Annotated in this window: 14 protein-coding genes; 8 read left to right on the top strand and 6 right to left on the bottom strand. The window is 58.1% G+C overall.

Annotated features, from left to right (window positions below):
- The first annotated feature begins 7 nt into the window (after nucleotides 1-7).
- From ACQZ5F_RS14320 to ACQZ5F_RS14310, 3 genes are read left to right on the top strand one after another with little or no spacing between them, the layout of a single operon-like run.
- Nucleotides 8-1,165, top strand: coding sequence for an LLM class flavin-dependent oxidoreductase (locus ACQZ5F_RS14320; RefSeq protein WP_225338546.1), 1,158 nt, complete (start codon nucleotides 8-10; stop codon nucleotides 1,163-1,165).
- A complete protein-coding gene (locus tag ACQZ5F_RS14315; RefSeq protein WP_225338545.1) occupies nucleotides 1,165-2,058 on the top strand; it encodes an aldo/keto reductase in 894 nt (297 codons plus the stop codon). The genes ACQZ5F_RS14320 and ACQZ5F_RS14315 overlap by 1 nt, the downstream gene beginning before the upstream one ends.
- A gap of 5 nt (nucleotides 2,059-2,063) precedes the next feature.
- Nucleotides 2,064-2,588: a flavin reductase family protein gene (locus ACQZ5F_RS14310; RefSeq protein ID WP_046801089.1), complete on the top strand. Its 525-nt coding sequence runs from the start codon at nucleotides 2,064-2,066 to the stop codon at nucleotides 2,586-2,588.
- Between the two features lie 127 nt (nucleotides 2,589-2,715).
- Here ACQZ5F_RS14310 and ACQZ5F_RS14305 read toward each other — a convergent pair whose 3' ends face one another.
- The 6 genes from ACQZ5F_RS14305 to ACQZ5F_RS14280 all read right to left on the bottom strand — a co-directional run bounded on the left by ACQZ5F_RS14305 (nucleotide 2,716) and on the right by ACQZ5F_RS14280 (nucleotide 13,479).
- On the bottom strand, nucleotides 2,716-5,856 hold the full coding sequence (locus ACQZ5F_RS14305) for an efflux RND transporter permease subunit (protein WP_225338544.1): 3,141 nt from the start codon (nucleotides 5,854-5,856) through the stop codon (nucleotides 2,716-2,718).
- Entirely contained in the window at nucleotides 5,853-7,139 is a 1,287-nt protein-coding gene (locus tag ACQZ5F_RS14300; RefSeq protein WP_225338543.1) for an efflux RND transporter periplasmic adaptor subunit, read from the bottom strand. Before ACQZ5F_RS14300 ends, ACQZ5F_RS14305 begins: the two co-directional genes overlap by 4 nt.
- Nucleotides 7,140-7,539: 400 nt before the next feature.
- Complete coding sequence (locus ACQZ5F_RS14295; protein WP_046800786.1) at nucleotides 7,540-8,736, bottom strand: polysaccharide biosynthesis/export family protein; 1,197 nt, start codon at nucleotides 8,734-8,736, stop codon at nucleotides 7,540-7,542.
- A 557-nt stretch (nucleotides 8,737-9,293) separates the two neighbouring features.
- Nucleotides 9,294-10,244, bottom strand: coding sequence for a rhizobiocin (locus ACQZ5F_RS14290; protein ID WP_225338542.1), 951 nt, complete (start codon nucleotides 10,242-10,244; stop codon nucleotides 9,294-9,296).
- Between the two features lie 192 nt (nucleotides 10,245-10,436).
- Nucleotides 10,437-11,750 carry an HlyD family type I secretion periplasmic adaptor subunit gene (locus tag ACQZ5F_RS14285; RefSeq protein WP_225338541.1) on the bottom strand — a complete coding sequence of 438 codons (1,314 nt, stop codon included), beginning with the start codon at nucleotides 11,748-11,750 and terminating at the stop codon, nucleotides 10,437-10,439.
- On the bottom strand, nucleotides 11,743-13,479 hold the full coding sequence (locus ACQZ5F_RS14280) for a type I secretion system permease/ATPase (protein WP_225338540.1): 1,737 nt from the start codon (nucleotides 13,477-13,479) through the stop codon (nucleotides 11,743-11,745). Before ACQZ5F_RS14280 ends, ACQZ5F_RS14285 begins: the two co-directional genes overlap by 8 nt.
- A 414-nt stretch (nucleotides 13,480-13,893) precedes the next feature.
- Here ACQZ5F_RS14280 and ACQZ5F_RS14275 point away from each other — a divergent pair, with 414 nt between their 5' ends.
- The 5 genes from ACQZ5F_RS14275 (at nucleotide 13,894) to ACQZ5F_RS14255 (ending at nucleotide 18,741) form a co-directional block, all read left to right on the top strand.
- A complete protein-coding gene (locus ACQZ5F_RS14275; RefSeq protein WP_046800790.1) occupies nucleotides 13,894-15,420 on the top strand; it encodes an ABC transporter substrate-binding protein in 1,527 nt (508 codons plus the stop codon).
- A gap of 26 nt (nucleotides 15,421-15,446) precedes the next feature.
- A complete protein-coding gene (locus ACQZ5F_RS14270) occupies nucleotides 15,447-15,572 on the top strand; it encodes a hypothetical protein (RefSeq protein ID WP_263647217.1) in 126 nt (41 codons plus the stop codon).
- Between the two features lie 127 nt (nucleotides 15,573-15,699).
- Complete coding sequence (locus ACQZ5F_RS14265) at nucleotides 15,700-16,641, top strand: ABC transporter permease (RefSeq protein WP_046800791.1); 942 nt, start codon at nucleotides 15,700-15,702, stop codon at nucleotides 16,639-16,641.
- The gene (locus ACQZ5F_RS14260) at nucleotides 16,641-17,516 is read left to right on the top strand and encodes an ABC transporter permease (protein ID WP_052819044.1); all 876 of its coding nucleotides are present in this window, start codon (nucleotides 16,641-16,643) and stop codon (nucleotides 17,514-17,516) included. The genes ACQZ5F_RS14265 and ACQZ5F_RS14260 overlap by 1 nt, the downstream gene beginning before the upstream one ends.
- Before the next feature lies 1 nt (nucleotide 17,517).
- The gene (locus ACQZ5F_RS14255) at nucleotides 17,518-18,741 is read left to right on the top strand and encodes an amidohydrolase/deacetylase family metallohydrolase (protein ID WP_225338538.1); all 1,224 of its coding nucleotides are present in this window, start codon (nucleotides 17,518-17,520) and stop codon (nucleotides 18,739-18,741) included.
- The last annotated feature ends 36 nt before the right edge of the window (nucleotides 18,742-18,777 follow it).

Here is an 18,777-nt window from a genome sequence, read left to right as displayed (position 1 = left end):
GAATTGCATGACCGTCGTACCCGTTACATCCGCTGATCTCGATGCTGCCGAGGTCTCCTGGTTTTCCGCTTTGTGCTCCGATGATTACGCCTATCTGGGCGTGCCTGACGGTAACCTGCGCTCCAGTTTTGAGCATTGTTCCGATATCGTCAAAAAGGCCGAGGAACTCGGTTTCCGCAACATCCTCTGCCCCTCATCCTATCAGGTCGGGCAGGATACGCTGAGCTTCGTCGCCGGCTGCGCGCCGATCAGCGACCGTATCAATTTCCTCGCGGCGATACGCTGCGGCGAGATGCAGCCGATCATGCTCGCACGCACGGTGGCTACGCTCGACCACATGCTGAAAGGCCGCCTGACGCTCAACGTCATCAGTTCCGACTTTCCCGGTGAAGTGGCCGACAGCGCGTTTCGCTATAAGCGCAGCCATGAGGTCGTTGAGATACTGCGTCAGGCATGGACACGTGACACCATCGACCATGACGGCGAAATCTACCAGTTCAAGGGCGTCTCCACCGAGCCGGCACGACCCTACCAGCAGAATGGCGGACCGCTGCTTTATTTCGGCGGATATTCGCCGGATGCGCTCGAACTCTGTGGCGCGCAATGCGACGTCTATCTGATGTGGCCGGAGACGAAGGACCAACTGGCGGACCGCATGCGCGCCGCCAATGAACGCGCTGCCGCCCATGGCCGCACGCTGGATTACGGCCTGCGGGTCCATATGGTGGTGCGCGATACCGAACAGGAAGCCCGCGAATATGCCGAACATCTTGTCTCGAAGCTCGATGACGAATATGGCCAGCTGATCCGCAACCGCGCCCATGACAGCGGCTCACTCGGTGTGTCGCATCAGGCGCGTGCCCGCGAACTGGCTGACAAGTTCGGTTATGTCGAACCCAATCTGTGGACCGGCATCGGCCGGGCGCGCTCCGGCTGCGGCGCGGCTCTCGTCGGTTCGACGGATCAGGTTCTGTCGACGCTGGAAGAATACCAGAAGATGGGCATTCGCGCCTTCATTCTTTCCGGCTATCCGCATATTGACGAGGCGGAACACTTCGGCAGCAAGGTTCTGCCGCAGATGAAAACCTGCTCCCTGCCGCATGCTTATGGCCGGGTGCCTTCTGAAACGCCTGCCACGCCGCTCGGCAACGGGGAACGCCACTGATGGAACGCATCGCTCTTTCTGAAACATTGGAACTCAGCCGCATCGTTTACGGCATGTGGCGCATCGGTGACGATAAGGACACCTCGACCGCCCATGTGCAGGCCAAGATCGAAGCCTGCCTGGCGCAGGGCATCACCACCATGGATCAGGCCGATATTTACGGCGGATACACGGCGGAAGCCATTCTGGGTAGAGGCCTGAAGGCTGCTCCGGGACTGCGTGACAAGATCGAAATCGTCACCAAATGCGGCATCGTCGCGCCTGCCGGCCGTCACTCCGCCGCCCGCGTCAAGCATTACGATACGACGGCTGGCCATATCAATGCTTCGGTCGAGGCATCCCTGCGCGACATGGGAACCGACTATGTCGATCTCCTGCTCATTCATCGCCCTGATCCGCTGATCGATGCGGAGGAAACCGGCAAGGCGCTCGACGCACTGGTGGCGTCGGGCAAGGTGAAGGCCGTTGGCGTCTCCAACTTCCGCCCATGGGACTTCTCGCTGCTGCAATCGGCCATGAAAAACCAGCTGGTGACGAACCAGATCGAAATGAGCCTGCTTGCCACGGATAGTTTCACCAATGGCGATCTCGCCTTCCTGCAGGAAAAGCGGGTTTCGCCGATGGCCTGGTCGCCGCTTGGCGGCGGTTCGCTGTTTTCCGGGGCCCATGGTGGAACAATGGCGGCGCTGCAGCGCATCGGCAAGGAGCAGGGCGTGGATGCCACCGCTGTCGCCATCGCCTGGCTTTTGCGCCATCCGTCGAAGATCGTGCCGGTGCTCGGCACCAACAATATCGAACGCATCAAAACGGCGGCTGACGCCCTGCGTGTCACAATCGACCGCCAGACATGGTTTGAGCTTTATACACTCGCAATCGGAAACGAGGTGCCGTGATGACAGTGGCAATGGCAGAGGCGATCAAAATGCCCAATGAGCATGTATTCGTTCCCGGCGGCGAAAACAGCCGCAGTTTTCGCAACGCGCTTGGCGCCTTCACGACGGGGGTTACGGTGGTGACGGCCACAACCCCGGAAGGCCCGATCGGCATGACGGTCAACAGCTTTGCGTCCGTGTCGCTCGATCCGCCGCTGGTGCTGTGGTCGCCTGCCAAAAATTCGTCGCGTTATCCGGCCTTCAGCGGCGCCACCCATTTCGCCATTCATGTGCTGAGCGCCGATCAGGATGTGCTGAGCGCCCGCTTCACCCGCAACGGCCGTGCCTTTGACGATCTGGACTGGGAAATGAACGATGAGGGTGTGCCGGTCATTCCCGGAACACTCGCCCGGTTTGAATGCCGGCAGGCCGCCGCCCATGATGCGGGAGATCACACGATCATCGTCGGCGAAGTGCTGCGCGCAGCCCACCGCGATGGTGATCCCCTTTGCTTTTCGGGCGGCGCCTTCGGCCGGTTCTCCAGGCAGTAGGAAAAACTCGGCGATGCCGCTGTCGCCCGGTTAATTTTTAACGGAGTGCGCCCGCCGCACTCCGTATTTATCCACGACTGCAGACGGCAGGTTTTTCCGAGGCGCTGAAGCGCCTCGGAAAAAGAGGTTAGGCAGCAACGGAATCGGGCTGACCTTTGCTTTCCGGTTTTTGCGGCTCGGCATGTTTTCCGGCTGGTTTTTTCCGGGAAAACAGGCCGGTGAGAAAATGGCCGAACCGGTCCATCTCCACGAAGATGACAGGCGTGATGAACAGCGTCAGCAATTGCGAGACGATGAGGCCGCCAACCACGGCAACGCCGAGCGGCTGGCGCAGCTCCGAACTCGCGCCCGAGCCGAGTGCGATGGGAAGCGCGCCCAGCAGGGCGCAGAAGGTCGTCATCATGATAGGCCGGAACCGGCGAACGCAGGCTTCGTGGATGGCGGTGACGGGCGGTTCCGCCTTTTCGCGCATCAGCTCCACCGCAACGTCGATCATCATGATCGCGTTTTTCTTGACGATACCGATCAGCATCAACAGGCCGATAAGCGCGATGATCGAAAAATCCATGCCCATCACCTTCAATGCCACCAGCGCGCCGAAGGCGGCCGCCGGCAGGCCGGACAAGATGGTCAGCGGGTGGATGAAGCTTTCGTAGAGAACGCCGAGAACCACATAAATGGTCAGCACCGCCGCCAGAATGAGGATGCCGGTATTGCCCTGGCTCTGCTGGAAGATCGCCGCCGTGCCGCCATAGCTGGTGAAAACGTCCTGTGGCAGACCGATCGTGCTCTTGAGCTGATCGATCTGGCTGGTGGCATCGGAAAGCGCCACCCCATCCGGCAAGTTGAAGGAAATTGTGGTGGAGACGAGCTGGCCGGTTTGGTTGATGGTGACCGGTGCTTGGGTGCGGGTGAGGGTGGCGAAATTGGACAGCGGAACAAGAACGCCAGACTTGGCCGAGAGAATATTGATATCGCTGAGGAAATCGTCATTCCACTGTTTGGAGCTGTCGAATTCCACGATCACATCATAGCTGTCGCCGGTCGACTGGATTTGCGCCGCCGTATAACCGCCGAAGGACATTTCCAGCGTCTTGCGCAGTTGGTCGTTGGTGATGCCGAAGGCGGCCGCCTTTTCCGGGTCGACGGAAATCGTTGCGGCGATCGCGCCGTTCTGGGCATCTGAGGTGACTGACGTGAAGGTGTGGTCGCGGCGCATCGCTTCCATCAGCTTGTTCGACCAGTCATTGGTGGTGTCGGCGTTCAGGCCCTGAACGACGAGCTGGTACTGGCTGGCGGAGCTGCGCCCGCCAAAACGCAGGCTCTGCTGCGGATTGATATAGGTGCGGATGCCGGCGACTTTCGATGTGGCCTGCCCCAGTTCCGTCAGTACCTGGCTGAGCGGCGCGCGTTGTTCCTTGGGCTTCAGTTCCACGAACATCGAACCGTTGTTCAGCGGATTGCGGGAATTGCCACCGACGATGGACGTGACATGCACAACGGCCGGATTTTTGCGGATCTGGTCCGCGACCTGAGCCTGAAGGTCACGCATCGCAGTATAGGAAATGTCTTCGCGTGCCTGCGTCGACACGGAAAGGCGGCCAATATCCTCCTGCGGGAAGAAGCTGGAGGGCAGGGTCTCGAACAGATAGAGCGAGGCGGCAATCGAGGCCAGAAACGAAGCCAGAACCACACGGCGGTGGGCAAGGCACCAGCCGACGGCACGGCCATAACCACGCAGCGTGCGCTCGAAACCGGCATCGAACCATCGGACAATGGCTGGCGGTCTCGACGAATTGCCGGAAAGGCGCGAGGCGAGCATCGGCGTTACCGTGAGCGATACCAGCGCCGATGCCATGATCGCGAGCGTGACGACCATGCCGAATTCGTTGAATAACCTGCCGATCACCCCACCCATCAACAGGATGGGAATGAACACCGCAACCAGCGAGATGGACATGGACAGGATGGTGTTGCTGACTTCCGCCGCCCCCTGAAGCGCCGCCTCCCGCATGGTCAGCCCTTTTTCATGCAGGCGCAAGATGTTTTCCAGCATGACGATGGCGTCGTCGACCACAAGCCCCACGGACAATGTCAGACCAAGCAGCGAGATATTGTCGATGCTGTAACCCAGCACATACATCGCACCGAAGGCGGTGATCAGCGACAGCGGCACGGCAAGGCCTGGAATGATGGTCGCCGTCAGGTGGCCGGTGAAAAGATAGATGACTGCGACGACCAGCCCGATGGTAAGGAAAAGCGTGAATTGCACATCGGAGATCGCGTCCGTGATGGCTGTCGAGGCATCGTTCATGACATTGATATTCACCGAGGGCGGCAATTGCTGGCGAAGTGCCGGCAGCTTGGCCTTTATGGCATCCACAACATCAACGGTATTGGCGTCCGGCTGGCGCTGCACGGCAAGCACGATGGCCTGTTCGCCATCAAACCAGCTGCCTGCGTTGGTATTGTCGATGCTATCGGTGACATTTGCGATATCGCCGAGATGGATGGGCGCGCCGTTGTTCGTCGCGACAACCAGCGAGCGGAAGGCAGCAGCATCGGTGCGCTGGGTATCCGCCTCGATCGTCAGGCGCTGATTGTCGTTTTGCAACGCGCCGACAGGCACCTGATTATTCGCCTGCGCAATGGCCGTTGTCACGGTATCGACGCCGAGCCCTCTTGCCTGAAGTTGCGCCGGATCGAGGCCGATCCGCACGGCATAGGTCTGCGCGCCGTAGATGCTCACCTGCGCGACGCCGGAAATGGTCGACAGAAGCGGCGAGATAATATCTTCGGCGATTTCATCTACCTTGCTGGTCGGCATTTCCTTGCTGTTGACGGCAAGCAGCAGCACCGGCGCATCGGCCGGGTTGGTCTTGCGGTAGCTCGGCGTTGTCGTCATGTTGCTCGGCAATTGCCGCTGCGCCCGCGAAATTGCGGCCTGAACGTCGGCAGCCGCCGCATCAATATCGCGGTTGAGGTCGAATTGCAGTACGATCGAGCTGTTGCCCAACGTATTGGTGGCGCTGATCTCGCTGACGCCCGGAATGGTCTCGAACTGCTTGACCAGTGGGGTGGTGACCGATGTGGCCATGGTCTGCGGCGAAGCGCCTGATAGCGACGACGAGACGCTGATTGTCGGAAAGTCGACCTTCGGCAGTGCGGCGACGGGCAGCAGACGGAAACCGGCCAGCCCGGCCAGCACGAGGCCGATGGCGAGAAGAGTGGTTGCGACGGGCCGGTTGATGCAGAAATTGGAGATCATGGTTTGCCAGCCCCTTCCTGCGGAACATTGGCGGCCAGATTGCCGTCTGCGCCACCCTTGTCGGAAAACTGCTCGACAACCTGCTGGCCGTCGGTGAGTTCCGACTGGCCTTCGACGATCACATGCTCTCCACCGGACAGGCCGCTGGCGATGGCGGTGAGATCGCCGTTCGATCGGGCGACTTCCACCGTCGTCATGTGGACCCGGTGGTTCTCATCGACAGTATAGACAAAACTTCCCTTCGGCCCCGGCCGAACCGCCACCGTCGGCACGACGATCATCTCCTCATCCGAAACGAAGTGGGCGGTGACGTTGACGGACTGGCCGGGCCATAAAAGGCCGCGGTCGTTCTTGAATTCCGCTTTCGCCAGCACGGTACCGGAGGTCTGGTCCACCGTATTGTCGTAAAAGCGCAACACGCCCTGCATGGCCTCGCCGCCGGTCGCCGCCGGGTCGACATTTACAGCTGTGCCTTTCTCCAGGCCCTCGCGCAATTGCGGAAGGTAACGTTGGGACAGGCGGAAACTGACGTCGATGGGGTCGTATTTCGTGATCGTCACGATATTGACGCCGGCGCTGAGATAAGCGCCGGGGCTGACGCTGATATCGCCCAGCCGCCCATCGAAAGGCGCACGAATCTCCATATTCTCGAGCGTCACCTGGTCGGAGGCCAGTGCCGCACGGTCAGCGTTGATCTTGGCGCTGGCCGAATCCCGCGCCGCCTTGGCCAGATCCAGCACCTGCTGGGCTTCGGCATTCTGCTTGACCAGATTGGCGGCGCGCTGGAAGGCCGCCTCTGCCTGATCGAGCGTCGCCTGATCGGCGGCAATATTGGCCTTGTCCTTGTCGACGGCCGCGCGGGCAATGCGGTCATCCATTTTCAGGATCAGATCGCCGGCCTTGATATGCTGGCCGTCCTTTGCCGCGATTTCGGTGACGAGACCGGCCTGAAGCGGGGCGATATTGGTAATATCGGCCGCAACCGCCCAACCCGTTGCCATGGCATCCATCGGCAGGGTCGCCTTGTCGACGGCGATGGTGCTGACGGTGGGCGGTCCGCCATTGCGCCGTCCGCCCCCTTGTCTTTGGCCCTGTTGTGGGGCGGACTGGCCGTTTTGTGCGTGCTGCGCCCTGGTATCCGTTGCGGCAGGTTCCGTCTTTTGCGAGACGCTGGCGAATTGCTTGAGATAGGGAATTTGATCGAGCGGCAGGCGATCCCTAAAATACCACGCGCCGATGGCTGCGATGGCAAGAACGCTGAAGGCGGTCCAGAAACGTTTCATCTGAAGGTTCCGCATAATGAGAGCGATACATGCTTTCCCGAACATGTGCGGCAAGCTTTGGGAGCAGCTTGCCACCCAGAAGATACCCATTGCGCTGCGAAATCACCTTAAACTTTTGTAATGGCGGCGACAATGTCCACGGCGCTACGCCTTGCGAAGCAGGGGGTGTGGCGGCTTTCGGCCTATGCAGGTCACCGGGCTGACCGCAGGACAGCCGCTGCCCACGCTTCGGACTGTGCCTCAAAGATCAGCATCTGTGTTCACTAGTGCCATCAGTTGATGGAGCGAAATGTCGTCGATATGCATGCTGACCGGCAGACTATTTCCCCTGTCGGTTTCAGCCAAAAAAAGCCGCCTCGTTTCCGGGGCGGCTTTGGTGTCAGCGGGGCGATGCCATGGGTCAGAAGGCCCGGATGGCGTTGCGCGTCGCAAGGACATCCTCGGCCACATTGCCCGTCGTTGCGGGAACGGAGCCGACGAGATCGAGGAACTTGTAAAGTTCGGTTGCCTGCGAATTCGTGACGTAGATGATGTCGCGATCCTGCATCGGGAACTTCGTGCTGGCGAAGAAGGTCGACGGATCGCGCAGATTGGCGCGGAAGATGACCGGAACGTCCTGCCCGGGGAACTTCGACGTATTGATGCCGAGTTTGACCAGCAGGTCGCGCTTGACGGTGCGATAGACATAGACCTGGGCCGGGTCCGCGCGGGAATCGAGCAAACCGCCCGCCTTGCCAAGCGCATCCGAAAGCTTGAGATCGGCGTCCTCGAATTCGAAACGGCCGTTGAGGCCGGAAGCGCCGAAGGCCAGATAGGTGCGGCGCTCACGTTCCACCATGATCGTGTCGCCCGGAACCACATAGATGTTCTCGGTCGGCGTGCTGACGAGGTGATTATAGTTGACGCGCGCAGTCTTGCCGCGGCGGATCAGCGTCACATAGGATTCGATATTGGGGGCGCTGAGGCCCTTGGCATAGGAAATCACGTCAAGAACGCGATCGCCCGCTTCCGAAAGCTGGACCTTTGTCGGTTCCTTGACGTCGCCAAGCACGGAGGCCTGCGCCGAACGGCTGGAAATCTTGGTGATGAGAACCTGCGGTTCGATGGCGCGGTTGGCAAGTCGCTCCTCGATTTCGCTCTGTACATCCTCGACATTGCGGCCGGTCGCGCGGATCTTGCCGGCATAGGGCACGCTGATATTGCCTTCCCGATCCACCGTCTGGTTCGGCAGGCTGATGAAGTTGCCGGGGCGGCTGCCCGCATCGTTCGGAATAAACAGACCACCTGCCTGGCTTTCGAAAATCGCCACCTGCACCACATCGCCGACACCCATTGGCAGCGCAGGCACACCGCCCTTGCCACCGCCGAAGCTGCCGAGCAGGGTCGTCGTCGTGGTGTCGCCGACATAATTCAGGACGGAACTGTTTATGTCGATCAGCGCGTAGTCGACGCCTGCGGTTTTCTGTTTGTCCTTGGAACCGAATTTGACCGAAGCGTTGGATTCGATTGACGCCGCATCGGGCCCGGACGCCGCTGTGACCGTGCAGCCCGCCAGCGCTGCGGAGGCAAGCAGAATCGAAACATTCAATAAACGCATTTGGTCCTCAAAATGAATTTCGTCCAAAAAGTAAAAACAGTCCGGACATCGTATAATTTTAAAAAATAGACACGTCATAAACAGCGCCGGTAAAGGAACCTCAACCGGTATTATATCCCTTAAGCAGAATCGTATTTAGAAACTGCTTCCACCTGCATTGGGCATATGCCGAATTCCAGGTGATGCTTCAAGTTCTTCATCGATCATCTTTGCCAGAAAGCTGCAATCATCTGCAATTCACGGTTCAGAGGAGCGTTGATGTAATTGTTTTAATATTCAGTCGGAGGTCATAATCTCTTCGATTGCTGCATTGCGCTAGTGCAGTTTTGTCACGCTCGCGCAGTTTCTTCATTTTTTGATATCGGTTCAGATTAATCAATTGCTTTTGAAAAGTTATTTTTGTTCAAGCCGCTGAATTAAGCGCAGTGTGTTCACATCAGTTACGAGTTGTTTCTTGATTGCTTCTTTGTGTCCTACAAAAAAATCGTGGTCCAGAAATCCGGACCACGATTATTTTTAGGCGATGAGGCTGCTAGCGCAAATTCTCTTTGAGAGAATTATGCAGTGAACCAGTCGCTGCCAGTAAGGTGAACGCCCGAAACGACGATCTTCTCACCCTTGTGTGCGCCATCCACATTGTAGCTGAGGATGGTGTCGTCATCAAAGTTCGACAGCGTCCAGTTCGAGATAGTCGTGCCAACCAGTTTGAGCTTGTCCATGCTGGCGTTGAAACCAGTGATGGTGTCGGTGGCAAGGCTCTTGGCCATGTCGCCGAGATTGAACACGAAAGTATCGGCGCCGCTGCTGGCGATGATGTGATCGATGCCCTTGCCGCCGGTTACCAGCGAGGAGGCAAGTTTGACGCCGCTTAGATCGATCGTGTCGTTGCCGTCGCCGGCATCGATCTTGACGGAGGTGAAGCTGCCGTCGGTGACGCCAGCGCCGCCATTCACAGCCTGGGTGCCGACAATGCCTGAACCGGAAGCGTCGTTAAATGCAGTACCGGCCTTGACGATGATCGTGTCGTTGCCTGCGCCAGTATCGATATTGAAGGCGTTTACCCAGCCCTTGTCGTTCGAAACGACAGAAAGCACGACCGTGTCGTTGCCCGCACCGGTGGAGATGTTGCCGCGCTTGGCATTGAGGACTTCAACACTGGAAGAACCCGTGCCGCCGAGATGAACGTCAACCTGAACGAAATCCTTGAACGAAAGGTTTTCAGAGGAGTCGGACTTGGCGAGAGCATTCTTGACCGAATTCCATGCCGACGACACGTCGAAGGTGAAACCATTCGTGCCGGCGTTGTATCCGACATCGACCTTGCCGCCCGTACCGCTGCCAGGAACGGTAACCGCACCGACATTGACCACGCCGGTGTCGAGGGAGGAGCCGATTTTGGTCTGCGTCGTCGATTCCGTGAGGAGCTCGTAAGCTTCCTGATCGACAAGATTTGTGAGCGACGAAACTGTTGAAGCGCCGCCATTACCGAAAGTGACAGTTAGAGCCATGTTACTCTCCCATAAATTTTTTGAGACTGAAATGAATTGAAATTTACTTTAAACTTAGCAATGCATGCGACATTTAATCCATAAAAAATAATAAAACAAGAGACTAAATTACGCTATTTTTAAAAGTATATTGAGCATCTATCTGGATATTTACGAATGTTTTCATTTGGATAGCATTCGGTATAAAGAAGCTCATTCCTGTATGAAGGTTTTATTAAGCCGGTCCTGAAACGGTTTCACGAAATAGGATAGAACGCTTCTCTCACTTGTCTGTATGAAGACTTCCGCCGGCATTCCGGGGTATAGTTTCCCGCCCGGAAGATGTTGCATCCCGATTTTATCCGGTTTGATTCGCAGGGTGTAAAAGGATGCGCCGGTTCTGGAATCCGTCTGCAGATCGGGAGCGACGACGGCGACTTCGGCAACGACATCAGGCGTCGTGCTTTGGTTGAAGGCCGTGAACCGGATGGTGACCGGCTGGCCGACGTAAATCTGGTCGATGTCTCGCGGAAGTATGTCGGCTTCGATTGCAAGATCGTCCTTCTCCGGCACCACCAGCATCAGCACTTCGCCCGGCTGAATGACGCCGTTTATATTGTGCACTGAAAGCTGATAGACACGCCCGGTGATTGGTGAACGAATATCAAGGCGATCCAGCTGATCGCGGGTTGCGGCAAGCCGTTCTTCATATTCGGCGACCGTTGCCTCGACCGATGTCAGGTCTTTGGTAACTTCGGACTTGCGGTCTTCGTCAAGCTGAAGCAGCTGCAGGTCCATTTCACTCATCTTGCCCACCGTCTGGGCGCGGGCCGCCATATATTGGCCCTGCTGGCCTTCGAGGTTGGAAAGCTGCCGCTTTAAAAGATTGAGCCGCTGAAGCGTTACGAGCCCCTTGCTGTAAAGTTCCTGCGTCTTGGAAACATCTTCCTTGACGATGGCAAGCTCGTTTTCGGTTGCCTCAACCTGAACGCCCATGCCTCGCGCCTCATCAAGAAGTTGCTCCTTGCGCGTTGCCAGCTGTTTTTTCATGCCGGTCAGCGCGCTGAGGCGGCTGTTGAAAAGCCCCTGTTCGCTGTCGATGAATGTCCTGGCGGCTTTCGGATTGGTCAATTCCACCAGATCTTCCGGCACGGTGAAAGATGAGGCTTCGGTAATTTCGGCGCGCAGGCGCGCACGGCGTGAATAAAGTTGCGCAAGCGTGTTCTCAACGATGGATAAATTGGCCTGAACGATCGTGTCGCTCAGCCGCAGCAAAATCTGCCCTGCATCGACCCTGTCGCCTTCAGCGACCTTGATCTCGCTGACAATCCCGCCGGAAAGGTGCTGGATTTTCTTGGAGTTTCCTTCGACGACGACCCGTCCCGTGGCGACGACTGCGCCGGCAAGCTTTGCCATGGCCGCCCAGCCACCCAATCCGACGAGAAGGCCGATGGCGAGAACCATCACTGCCAAGGAGTGCTTTACGAGAGACGCATTCGTGACGCCGGCTTTTTCCTGCTCAACCATTTTCGCCCACCCGGTTTTCGATCTTGCGCGTTTCTTCCTCCGCTACTGGCACCTGATGCAGGTTTTGCCGCAGGATTTGCGCCAGCACCTCTTCCTTCGTGCCGAAGCGAAGCATCCGGCCGCCGCTCATGACCATGACGAGATTGACGCTTTCGATGGCGCTGGGGCGGTGGGCGATGACGACAACGATGCCGCCTCGCGCCCTGATGTCGCCGATTGCATTGCGCAGCGCCATCTCGCCTTCGCTGTCCAGATTGGAGTTGGGCTCATCGAGAAGCACAAAAAATGGCTCGCCGAAAAGCGCGCGCGCAAGGCCGATGCGTTGCTTCTGCCCGCCTGATAAGGCCTCGCCACGATCGCCGATATAGGTGTCGTAACCGTTGGGCAGGCTCAGGATCAGGTCATGAACCTGAGCGGCCTTGGCCGCTGCAACGATTGCTTCCGCTGTCGCATCACGGTCAAAACGCGCGATATTCTGCGCGACGGTTCCCGCCATCAATTCCACCTGCTGGGGCATGTAGCCGATGGATTTGCCGAGAACCTCGAAATCCCATTGGTTCAACGCGGCACCATCGAAGCGCACGGAACCGCGGTCATAGGGCCAGATTCCCGTCATCAGGCGCGCCAGCGTTGATTTTCCAGAGGCGCTTGGGCCAATGATCCCAAGCCCGTCGCCAGCATTCAGCGTAAAGGAAATATCGGCAACCGTGTCGCGCGCGGCACTCGGCGGCCCACCCGTCACGCGATCGACGGCAACGGTATATTGCGGCCGCGGCAGGGAAAGTGGCGGTGGCGGCTCCGGCACAAGTTCAAGAAATTCGTTGATGCGTTTCCAGCCCTGTCGCGCCGTCATGAAACTGCGCCAGTTGGCTATCGCATGTTCGACGGGGCCAAGCGCCTTTGCCGAAAGGATCGAGCCTGCGATGATGCTGCCCGCTGATGCATTGCCCTCGATGACCAGCACGGCGCCGATCGCCATGACGCCGGATTGCAGCAGCAGGCGGAATGTGCGCGATATCGCGCCAAGCATGCCCGCCGTATCGGATGTCGACAGTGTGACGGCGCGATATCGCGAATGCAGTTCGCTCCACATCGACGTTACCGCACCCATCATCCCCATGGTTCTGATGGATTCAATATTGCGCTGACTATTGCCAACGAGTGCGTTTCTCTGTCCACGCGCGGCATAAGCCTGTTTGGTCGCTTTTTCGGTGAGCCAATTGGTCAAAAGTGTCAGGACAACAAGAATGACGGCGCCGCCAAGCACCGCAAAGCCGATCCATGGATGCAGGGCAAAACAGATCAGCAGATAGATGGGTAGCCACGGAATGTCGAAAAATGCTCCCGGCCCCGGGCCGGACAGAAACTGACGTATCTGATCGAGATCGCCGACGATCTGCAATCCGTCGATCTTGGCGGAGGCAAGAAGAGGAGCGCCGATCGATGCCCTGAAAAGCTTCTGATTGAGCGCGTCGTCGATATTATCGGCGATACGGGCCAATATCCGGCTGCGCAAGACATCAAAACCCATCAGAAAGGCGTAGAGGATGATGAGGAGAACGACCAGCGCGACAAGCGAAGGGATGCTCTTGCTGGGCAAAATGCGGTCGTAAACCTCCAGCATGAAGAGCGAGCCGGAAAGATTAAGTATGTTCATCAGCGCACTGGCGAGGCCGACAGCGAAAAAAGCGCGCCTATTTTTTGTTAAAAAAGAATTAAATAAAAACATATCAACACCTAAAACTGCGCGAAAATCGCACGATCAGTGAAATTAGGCAATGCTGTTTAAAGATGATCTGGAAAAACTGATTAATGCGCCGAATGCATAATGTCGTCCAGATGTATAAACCTGCATAAATCAATCAGCGCAACCCATTTGTACTGGTCGCCGACGTGATTGAAATGTCTACACTTTCAAAAGCCGTTCATGCTGCATTGAGCTGGTGGTGGCGTGGATTTGTGCGCTCAAGCCACCAGGCGGATATCCGCTGCTGCCTTGCTGAAGCTCCTCTCCCCAACCTTGAATCTTCTCATGTCGTCGCAAGGTCATTGACAAGGCGTCTTATCGAGATATTCTGTTATAAAGATGCATATAACATAATAATGGAACATCGAGTTGAAAAAAAGAGCTGGGAGCTTGACCATGAGACGTAAAATTGCATTTCTTGCCACCGCCGCGCTGTTGCTGGCGCCGGGTGTGATGATGGCTGCGGAGAAGGGTGGCGTCATCAACGTCGCGACGATCGGCGAGCCGCCGACACTCGACCCCATGGCCTCGACCGCCGATCTCGTCGGCATCGTCACGCAGCATATTTTCGAAACGCTTTATACCTTCGACAAGGGCTGGAAGGTGACGCCGCTTCTGGCCGAAAGCCTGCCCGAAATCAGTGCGGATGGCAAAACTTACACCATCAAGCTCAGGCAGGACATCAAGTTCCATGATGGCAGCGACATGACTTCGGAAGATGTCGTCGCCTCGCTCGGCCGCTGGATGAAGATCGCCTCGCGCGGCAAGCAGGCCGCCGGTTTCATCGACAATATTTCCGCGCCAGATGCCGGAACGGTGACGATCACCCTCAAGCAGCCCTATGCGCCGCTGACCTCGCTTCTGGCTTTCAACAATTCCGCCGCTATCATTCTGCCGGCTGAAAAACAGGCTGAGCCGATGGCCGAATTTGTCGGCACCGGTCCTTATATGCTGAAGGAACGCAAGGCGGACCAATATATCCAGCTCGTGCGTTTTGACGGTTACAAATCCCGTGATGGCGAAAGCGACGGTTATGGTGGTGCCCGTCATCAATATCTCGATGAAATTCGTTTCGTTCCGGTGCCTGATCCGAATACCCGCGTCGAAGCTGCCGTTTCCGGCCAATATGACTATGTCGATTCCATTCCGGTGGAATCCTTCGATAAGGTGAAGTCTTCTTCCGCCTCGCAGCCGCTGATGCTGAAGCCCTTCGGTTATCCGGTCTTCGTGTTCAATACCAAGGAGGGGCTGTCCTCCAAGCTGGAGGTTCGCAAGGCGGTGACCGAAGCGCTGAACATGGAAGACATGCTGGCAGCCGCCTTCGGTAGCACAGATTTTTACGCGCTTGATGGTGCCTATTACCCCGACAATTTTTCCTGGCACACGGAAGAGGGCGTCGAGGGCAATTATAATGTCGGCAACCCGGAAGCCGCCGCCGAAAAGCTGAAGGCTGCCGGTTATAATGGCGAGCCGCTGCGCATCCTCACCAGCCGCCAATACGAGTTCCATTACAAGATGGCGCAGGTTGCCGCCGAATATCTGAAACTCGCCGGTTTCAAGGTGGATATGCAGGTGGTGGACTGGGCGACGTTGACGCAGCGCCGCGCCGATCCGAAGCTCTGGGATATCTATATCACCCACAGCCCCTTCCTGCCGGAACCGGCACTGATCGGTGCGCTCTCCACCGGCTCGCCCGGCTGGTGGGATACGCCGGCGCGCAAGGCGGCGGTTGATGCCTTCACGTCTGAGGCGGATCCGGACAAGCGCGTCGCACTCTGGGCCAATGTACAGAAAACGATGTATGCCGAGCTTCCGCTCATCAAGATCGGCGACTTCAACGCGGTGGCGGCCAAGTCCAACAAGCTGGAAGGCGTCGATCCGGCTCCCTGGCCCTATTTCTGGAACGCTTCGGTCACGAAGTAAGACCAGCCTCGCCGTGGATATCGGGCATGACATCCGCACACCGTCACCCCGGCCTCGAGCCGGTGTCCAGCGCGATCAAGTCTTTGATCGCAAGGGAGCCTTTCACCACGCAGACGCGTGGTGGCTGGATGCCGGATCATCCTCGGGCCTGACCCGAGGACCGGCATAACGGAAGCAAGTGTTTTCCGACCGTGAGTGCCGGAATTACCGGCACTCATCGACAACTCTGTTCAACCGTCGCCTGATGGCGGCCCATCACGCGCTTCGGAGCCTTCATACGTGATACGGTATATTTTCCAGAGACTTGCCGGAATGATCGTGGTGATGTTCCTCGTCGTCACCATCGTTTTCGTCATCCTGCGCGTCACGCCAGGAGATCCGGCCGCCGTGATGCTGGGGCCGGATGCCTCGGCGCAGGATATTGCGGAGCTGCGCACAAGGCTCGGTCTCGATCAGTCGCTTGGCGTGCAATATCTCTATTATATCGGTCAATTGCTGAAGGGCGATCTCGGCCAGTCGATCTTCCTCAACATGCCTGTTGGATCCGCGCTGTTGGACCGGGCGGAGCCGACTTTCTTCCTGACGATCTTTTCGCTGCTAATTGCCAGCGTCATCGCGCTGCCGATCGGCATCTACGCCGCCTACCGGCGCGGTTCCTTCGTGGATCAGGCCGCGACCACCATTGCGATGCTTGCGGCGAGCATTCCGAGCTTCTGGCTCGGCCTCATCCTCATGCAGGTCTTTGCCGTGCGGCTCGATATGTTCCCGGTGTCGGGTTATGGCGGGCCGGGTGCCAGCTTCATGGAGCGCATGTATCACCTGACCTTGCCGGCAATCGCGCTCGGCCTCGTCTCTTCGGCCCTCATTCTGCGTTTCACCCGCGCCTCGATGCTGGATGTTTTAGGCGACGACTATGTCCGCACCGCCCGTGCCAAGGGCGTTAAGGAGCGCCGCGTGGTGATGAAACACGCGCTGAAGAATGCGCTCATCCCCATCCTCACCGTGCTTGGCCTCACCGCCGCCGTGTTGATTTCCGGTGCAGTGGTGACGGAAACCGTCTTCGGCCTGCCGGGCGTCGGCAATCTTGTCGTGTCGGCCGTGCTCCGGCGAGATTATCCGGTCATCCAGGGTGCGCTTCTCATCATCGCCGGGCTTTACGTGCTCATCAATTTTGCAATCGACATGCTTTACCTGCTGGTCGATCCGAGGGTTCGTTACTGATGGCCGATATTGTTTCCACCACCCCGCCGGCGCGCAACCCGACCATCCTGTTTATTCGGCGCCTGTTGAAGCGCAAGACGGTTGCTGCCGGTCTTGTCGTTCTGGTCGTCTTCGTACTGCTTGCCGTTTTCGCGCCGATGATTGCGCCTTATTCGCCGTCGAAACTGTCGATCGTCAATCGCCTGAAGCCGCCGAGTGAAATTTACTGGTTCGGCACGGACGAGTTCGGCCGCGACGTGTTTTCCCGCACCATCTATGCCGGAAGACTGTCGCTCCTGGTCGGTGCCGCCGTTGTGGCGCTTTCGGCGCTGATCGGCATCACGCTCGGCCTGCTCGCTGGCTTCTTCCAGAAGCTGGATACACCGATCGCGCGGCTGATCGATGCCATGATGGCCTTTCCGGATATTCTGCTGGCCATCGCGCTGGTAGCGGCACTCGGTCCGTCGCTCACAACTGTCATCATCGCGCTTGCCGTCGTTTATTCGCCGCGTCTTGCCCGCATCGTGCGCGCCTCGACGCTGGTGATCCGCGAGTTACCTTATGTGGAGGCGGCCAAGGCGCTCGGCATCTCCACCTTCCACATCATGACGCGGCATGTGCTGCGCAATCTGGTCTCGCCGATCCTCGTGCAATGCACCTTCCTTTTCGCCAGCGCCATGCTGGCCGAGGCCGGGCTTTCCTTTCTGGGGCTTGGTGTCAGCCCCGAAATTCCAACCTGGGGAACCATGATCTCCGCCGGCCGCCAATATATCGGCCAAGCCGACTGGATGACCTATTTCCCCGGCTTTGCCATCATTCTTTCCGTGCTGTCGCTGCAAATGGTCGGTGACGGGCTGCGGGACATGCTCGACCCAAGACTGCGAAGGGATTTGTAAGATGACATCAGGTGAACAGGCGAAAACGCTTCTTCAAGCTCCCATTCTTCTCACCAATGTCAAACCCGTCGGTTTCGGAAAGGGGGCGTCCCAGGCCTCGACCGATATTCTGATCGGCGGCGACGGCAAGATCGCCGCGGTAGGCTCTGCCCTGCAGGCGCCTGCGGATGCGCAGCGCATTGATGCCAAAGGTGCCTTCATCTCGCCCGGCTGGGTGGATCTACACGTGCATATCTGGCACGGCGGCACCGATATCTCCATCCGCCCCTCCGAATGCGGGGCGGAACGGGGCGTGACGACGCTGGTGGATGCCGGTTCGGCGGGTGAGGCGAATTTCCACGGTTTCCGGGAATATATCATCGAGCCTTCGAGAGAGCGCATCAAGGCCTTCCTCAATCTCGGCTCCATCGGCCTTGTCGCCTGCAACCGCGTACCGGAATTGCGCGACATCAAGGATATCGACCTTGATCGCATCCTCGAATGTTACGCTGAGAACAGCGAACATATCGTCGGCCTCAAGGTGCGGGCGAGCCATGTCATCACCGGCTCCTGGGGTGTGACGCCCGTCAAGCTCGGCAAGAAGATCGCCAAGATCCTGAAAGTGCCGATGATGGTGCATGTGGGCGAACCGCCGGCACTTTATGACGAGGTGCTGGAAATTCTCGGCCCCGGTGATGTCGTGACCCATTGCTTCAACGGCAAGTCCGGCTCCAGCATCATGGAAGACGAGGACCTGTTCAACCTTGCCGAACGCTGCGCCGGTGAAGGCATCCGACTGGATATCGGCCATGGCGGCGCCTCCTTCTCTTTCAAGGTGGCGGAAGCGGCGATTGCGCGCGGCCTGTTGCCGTTCTCGATCTCGACGGATTTGCATGGCCATTCGATGAATTTCCCGGTCTGGGATCTGGCCACGACCATGTCGAAGCTGCTGTCGGTTGATATGCCCTTCGAAAATGTCATCGAGGCCGTTACCCGCAATCCGGCCTCCGTCATTCGGCTCGATATGGAAAACCGCCTTGATGTCGGCCAGCGCGCCGACTTCACCATTTTCGATCTAGTGGATTCCGATCTGGAAGCGACCGATTCCAATGGCGACGTGGCGCGCCTGACGCGCCTGTTCGAGCCGCGTTACGCGGTGATCGGTGCCGAGGCGATTGCCGCCAGCCGTTATATTCCAAGGGCGCGCAAGCTGGTGCGCCACAGCCATGGTTATTCCTGGCGCTGAACCCGGATGGAAAGGCGGGGGTATGCCCTCCGCCTT

The organism is Agrobacterium sp. 22-210-1 (assembly GCF_053522525.1).
Note: the sequence above shows the minus strand (reverse complement) of the source record. Positions and strands in the feature narration are given on the sequence as shown.

Coding starts and splice junctions, on each gene's coding strand:
- ACQZ5F_RS14290 (WP_225338542.1), bottom strand. CDS start 10,244: ATGGCTCTAACTGTCACTTTCGGTAATGGCGGCGCTTCAACAGTTTCG.
- ACQZ5F_RS14300 (WP_225338543.1), bottom strand. CDS start 7,139: ATGAAACGTTTCTGGACCGCCTTCAGCGTTCTTGCCATCGCAGCCATC.
- ACQZ5F_RS14320 (WP_225338546.1), top strand. CDS start 8: ATGACCGTCGTACCCGTTACATCCGCTGATCTCGATGCTGCCGAGGTC.
- ACQZ5F_RS14280 (WP_225338540.1), bottom strand. CDS start 13,479: ATGTTTTTATTTAATTCTTTTTTAACAAAAAATAGGCGCGCTTTTTTC.
- ACQZ5F_RS14315 (WP_225338545.1), top strand. CDS start 1,165: ATGGAACGCATCGCTCTTTCTGAAACATTGGAACTCAGCCGCATCGTT.
- ACQZ5F_RS14260 (WP_052819044.1), top strand. CDS start 16,641: ATGGCCGATATTGTTTCCACCACCCCGCCGGCGCGCAACCCGACCATC.
- ACQZ5F_RS14305 (WP_225338544.1), bottom strand. CDS start 5,856: ATGATCTCCAATTTCTGCATCAACCGGCCCGTCGCAACCACTCTTCTC.
- ACQZ5F_RS14255 (WP_225338538.1), top strand. CDS start 17,518: ATGACATCAGGTGAACAGGCGAAAACGCTTCTTCAAGCTCCCATTCTT.
- ACQZ5F_RS14295 (WP_046800786.1), bottom strand. CDS start 8,736: ATGCGTTTATTGAATGTTTCGATTCTGCTTGCCTCCGCAGCGCTGGCG.
- ACQZ5F_RS14275 (WP_046800790.1), top strand. CDS start 13,894: ATGAGACGTAAAATTGCATTTCTTGCCACCGCCGCGCTGTTGCTGGCG.
- ACQZ5F_RS14270 (WP_263647217.1), top strand. CDS start 15,447: ATGACATCCGCACACCGTCACCCCGGCCTCGAGCCGGTGTCCAGCGCG.
- ACQZ5F_RS14285 (WP_225338541.1), bottom strand. CDS start 11,750: ATGGTTGAGCAGGAAAAAGCCGGCGTCACGAATGCGTCTCTCGTAAAG.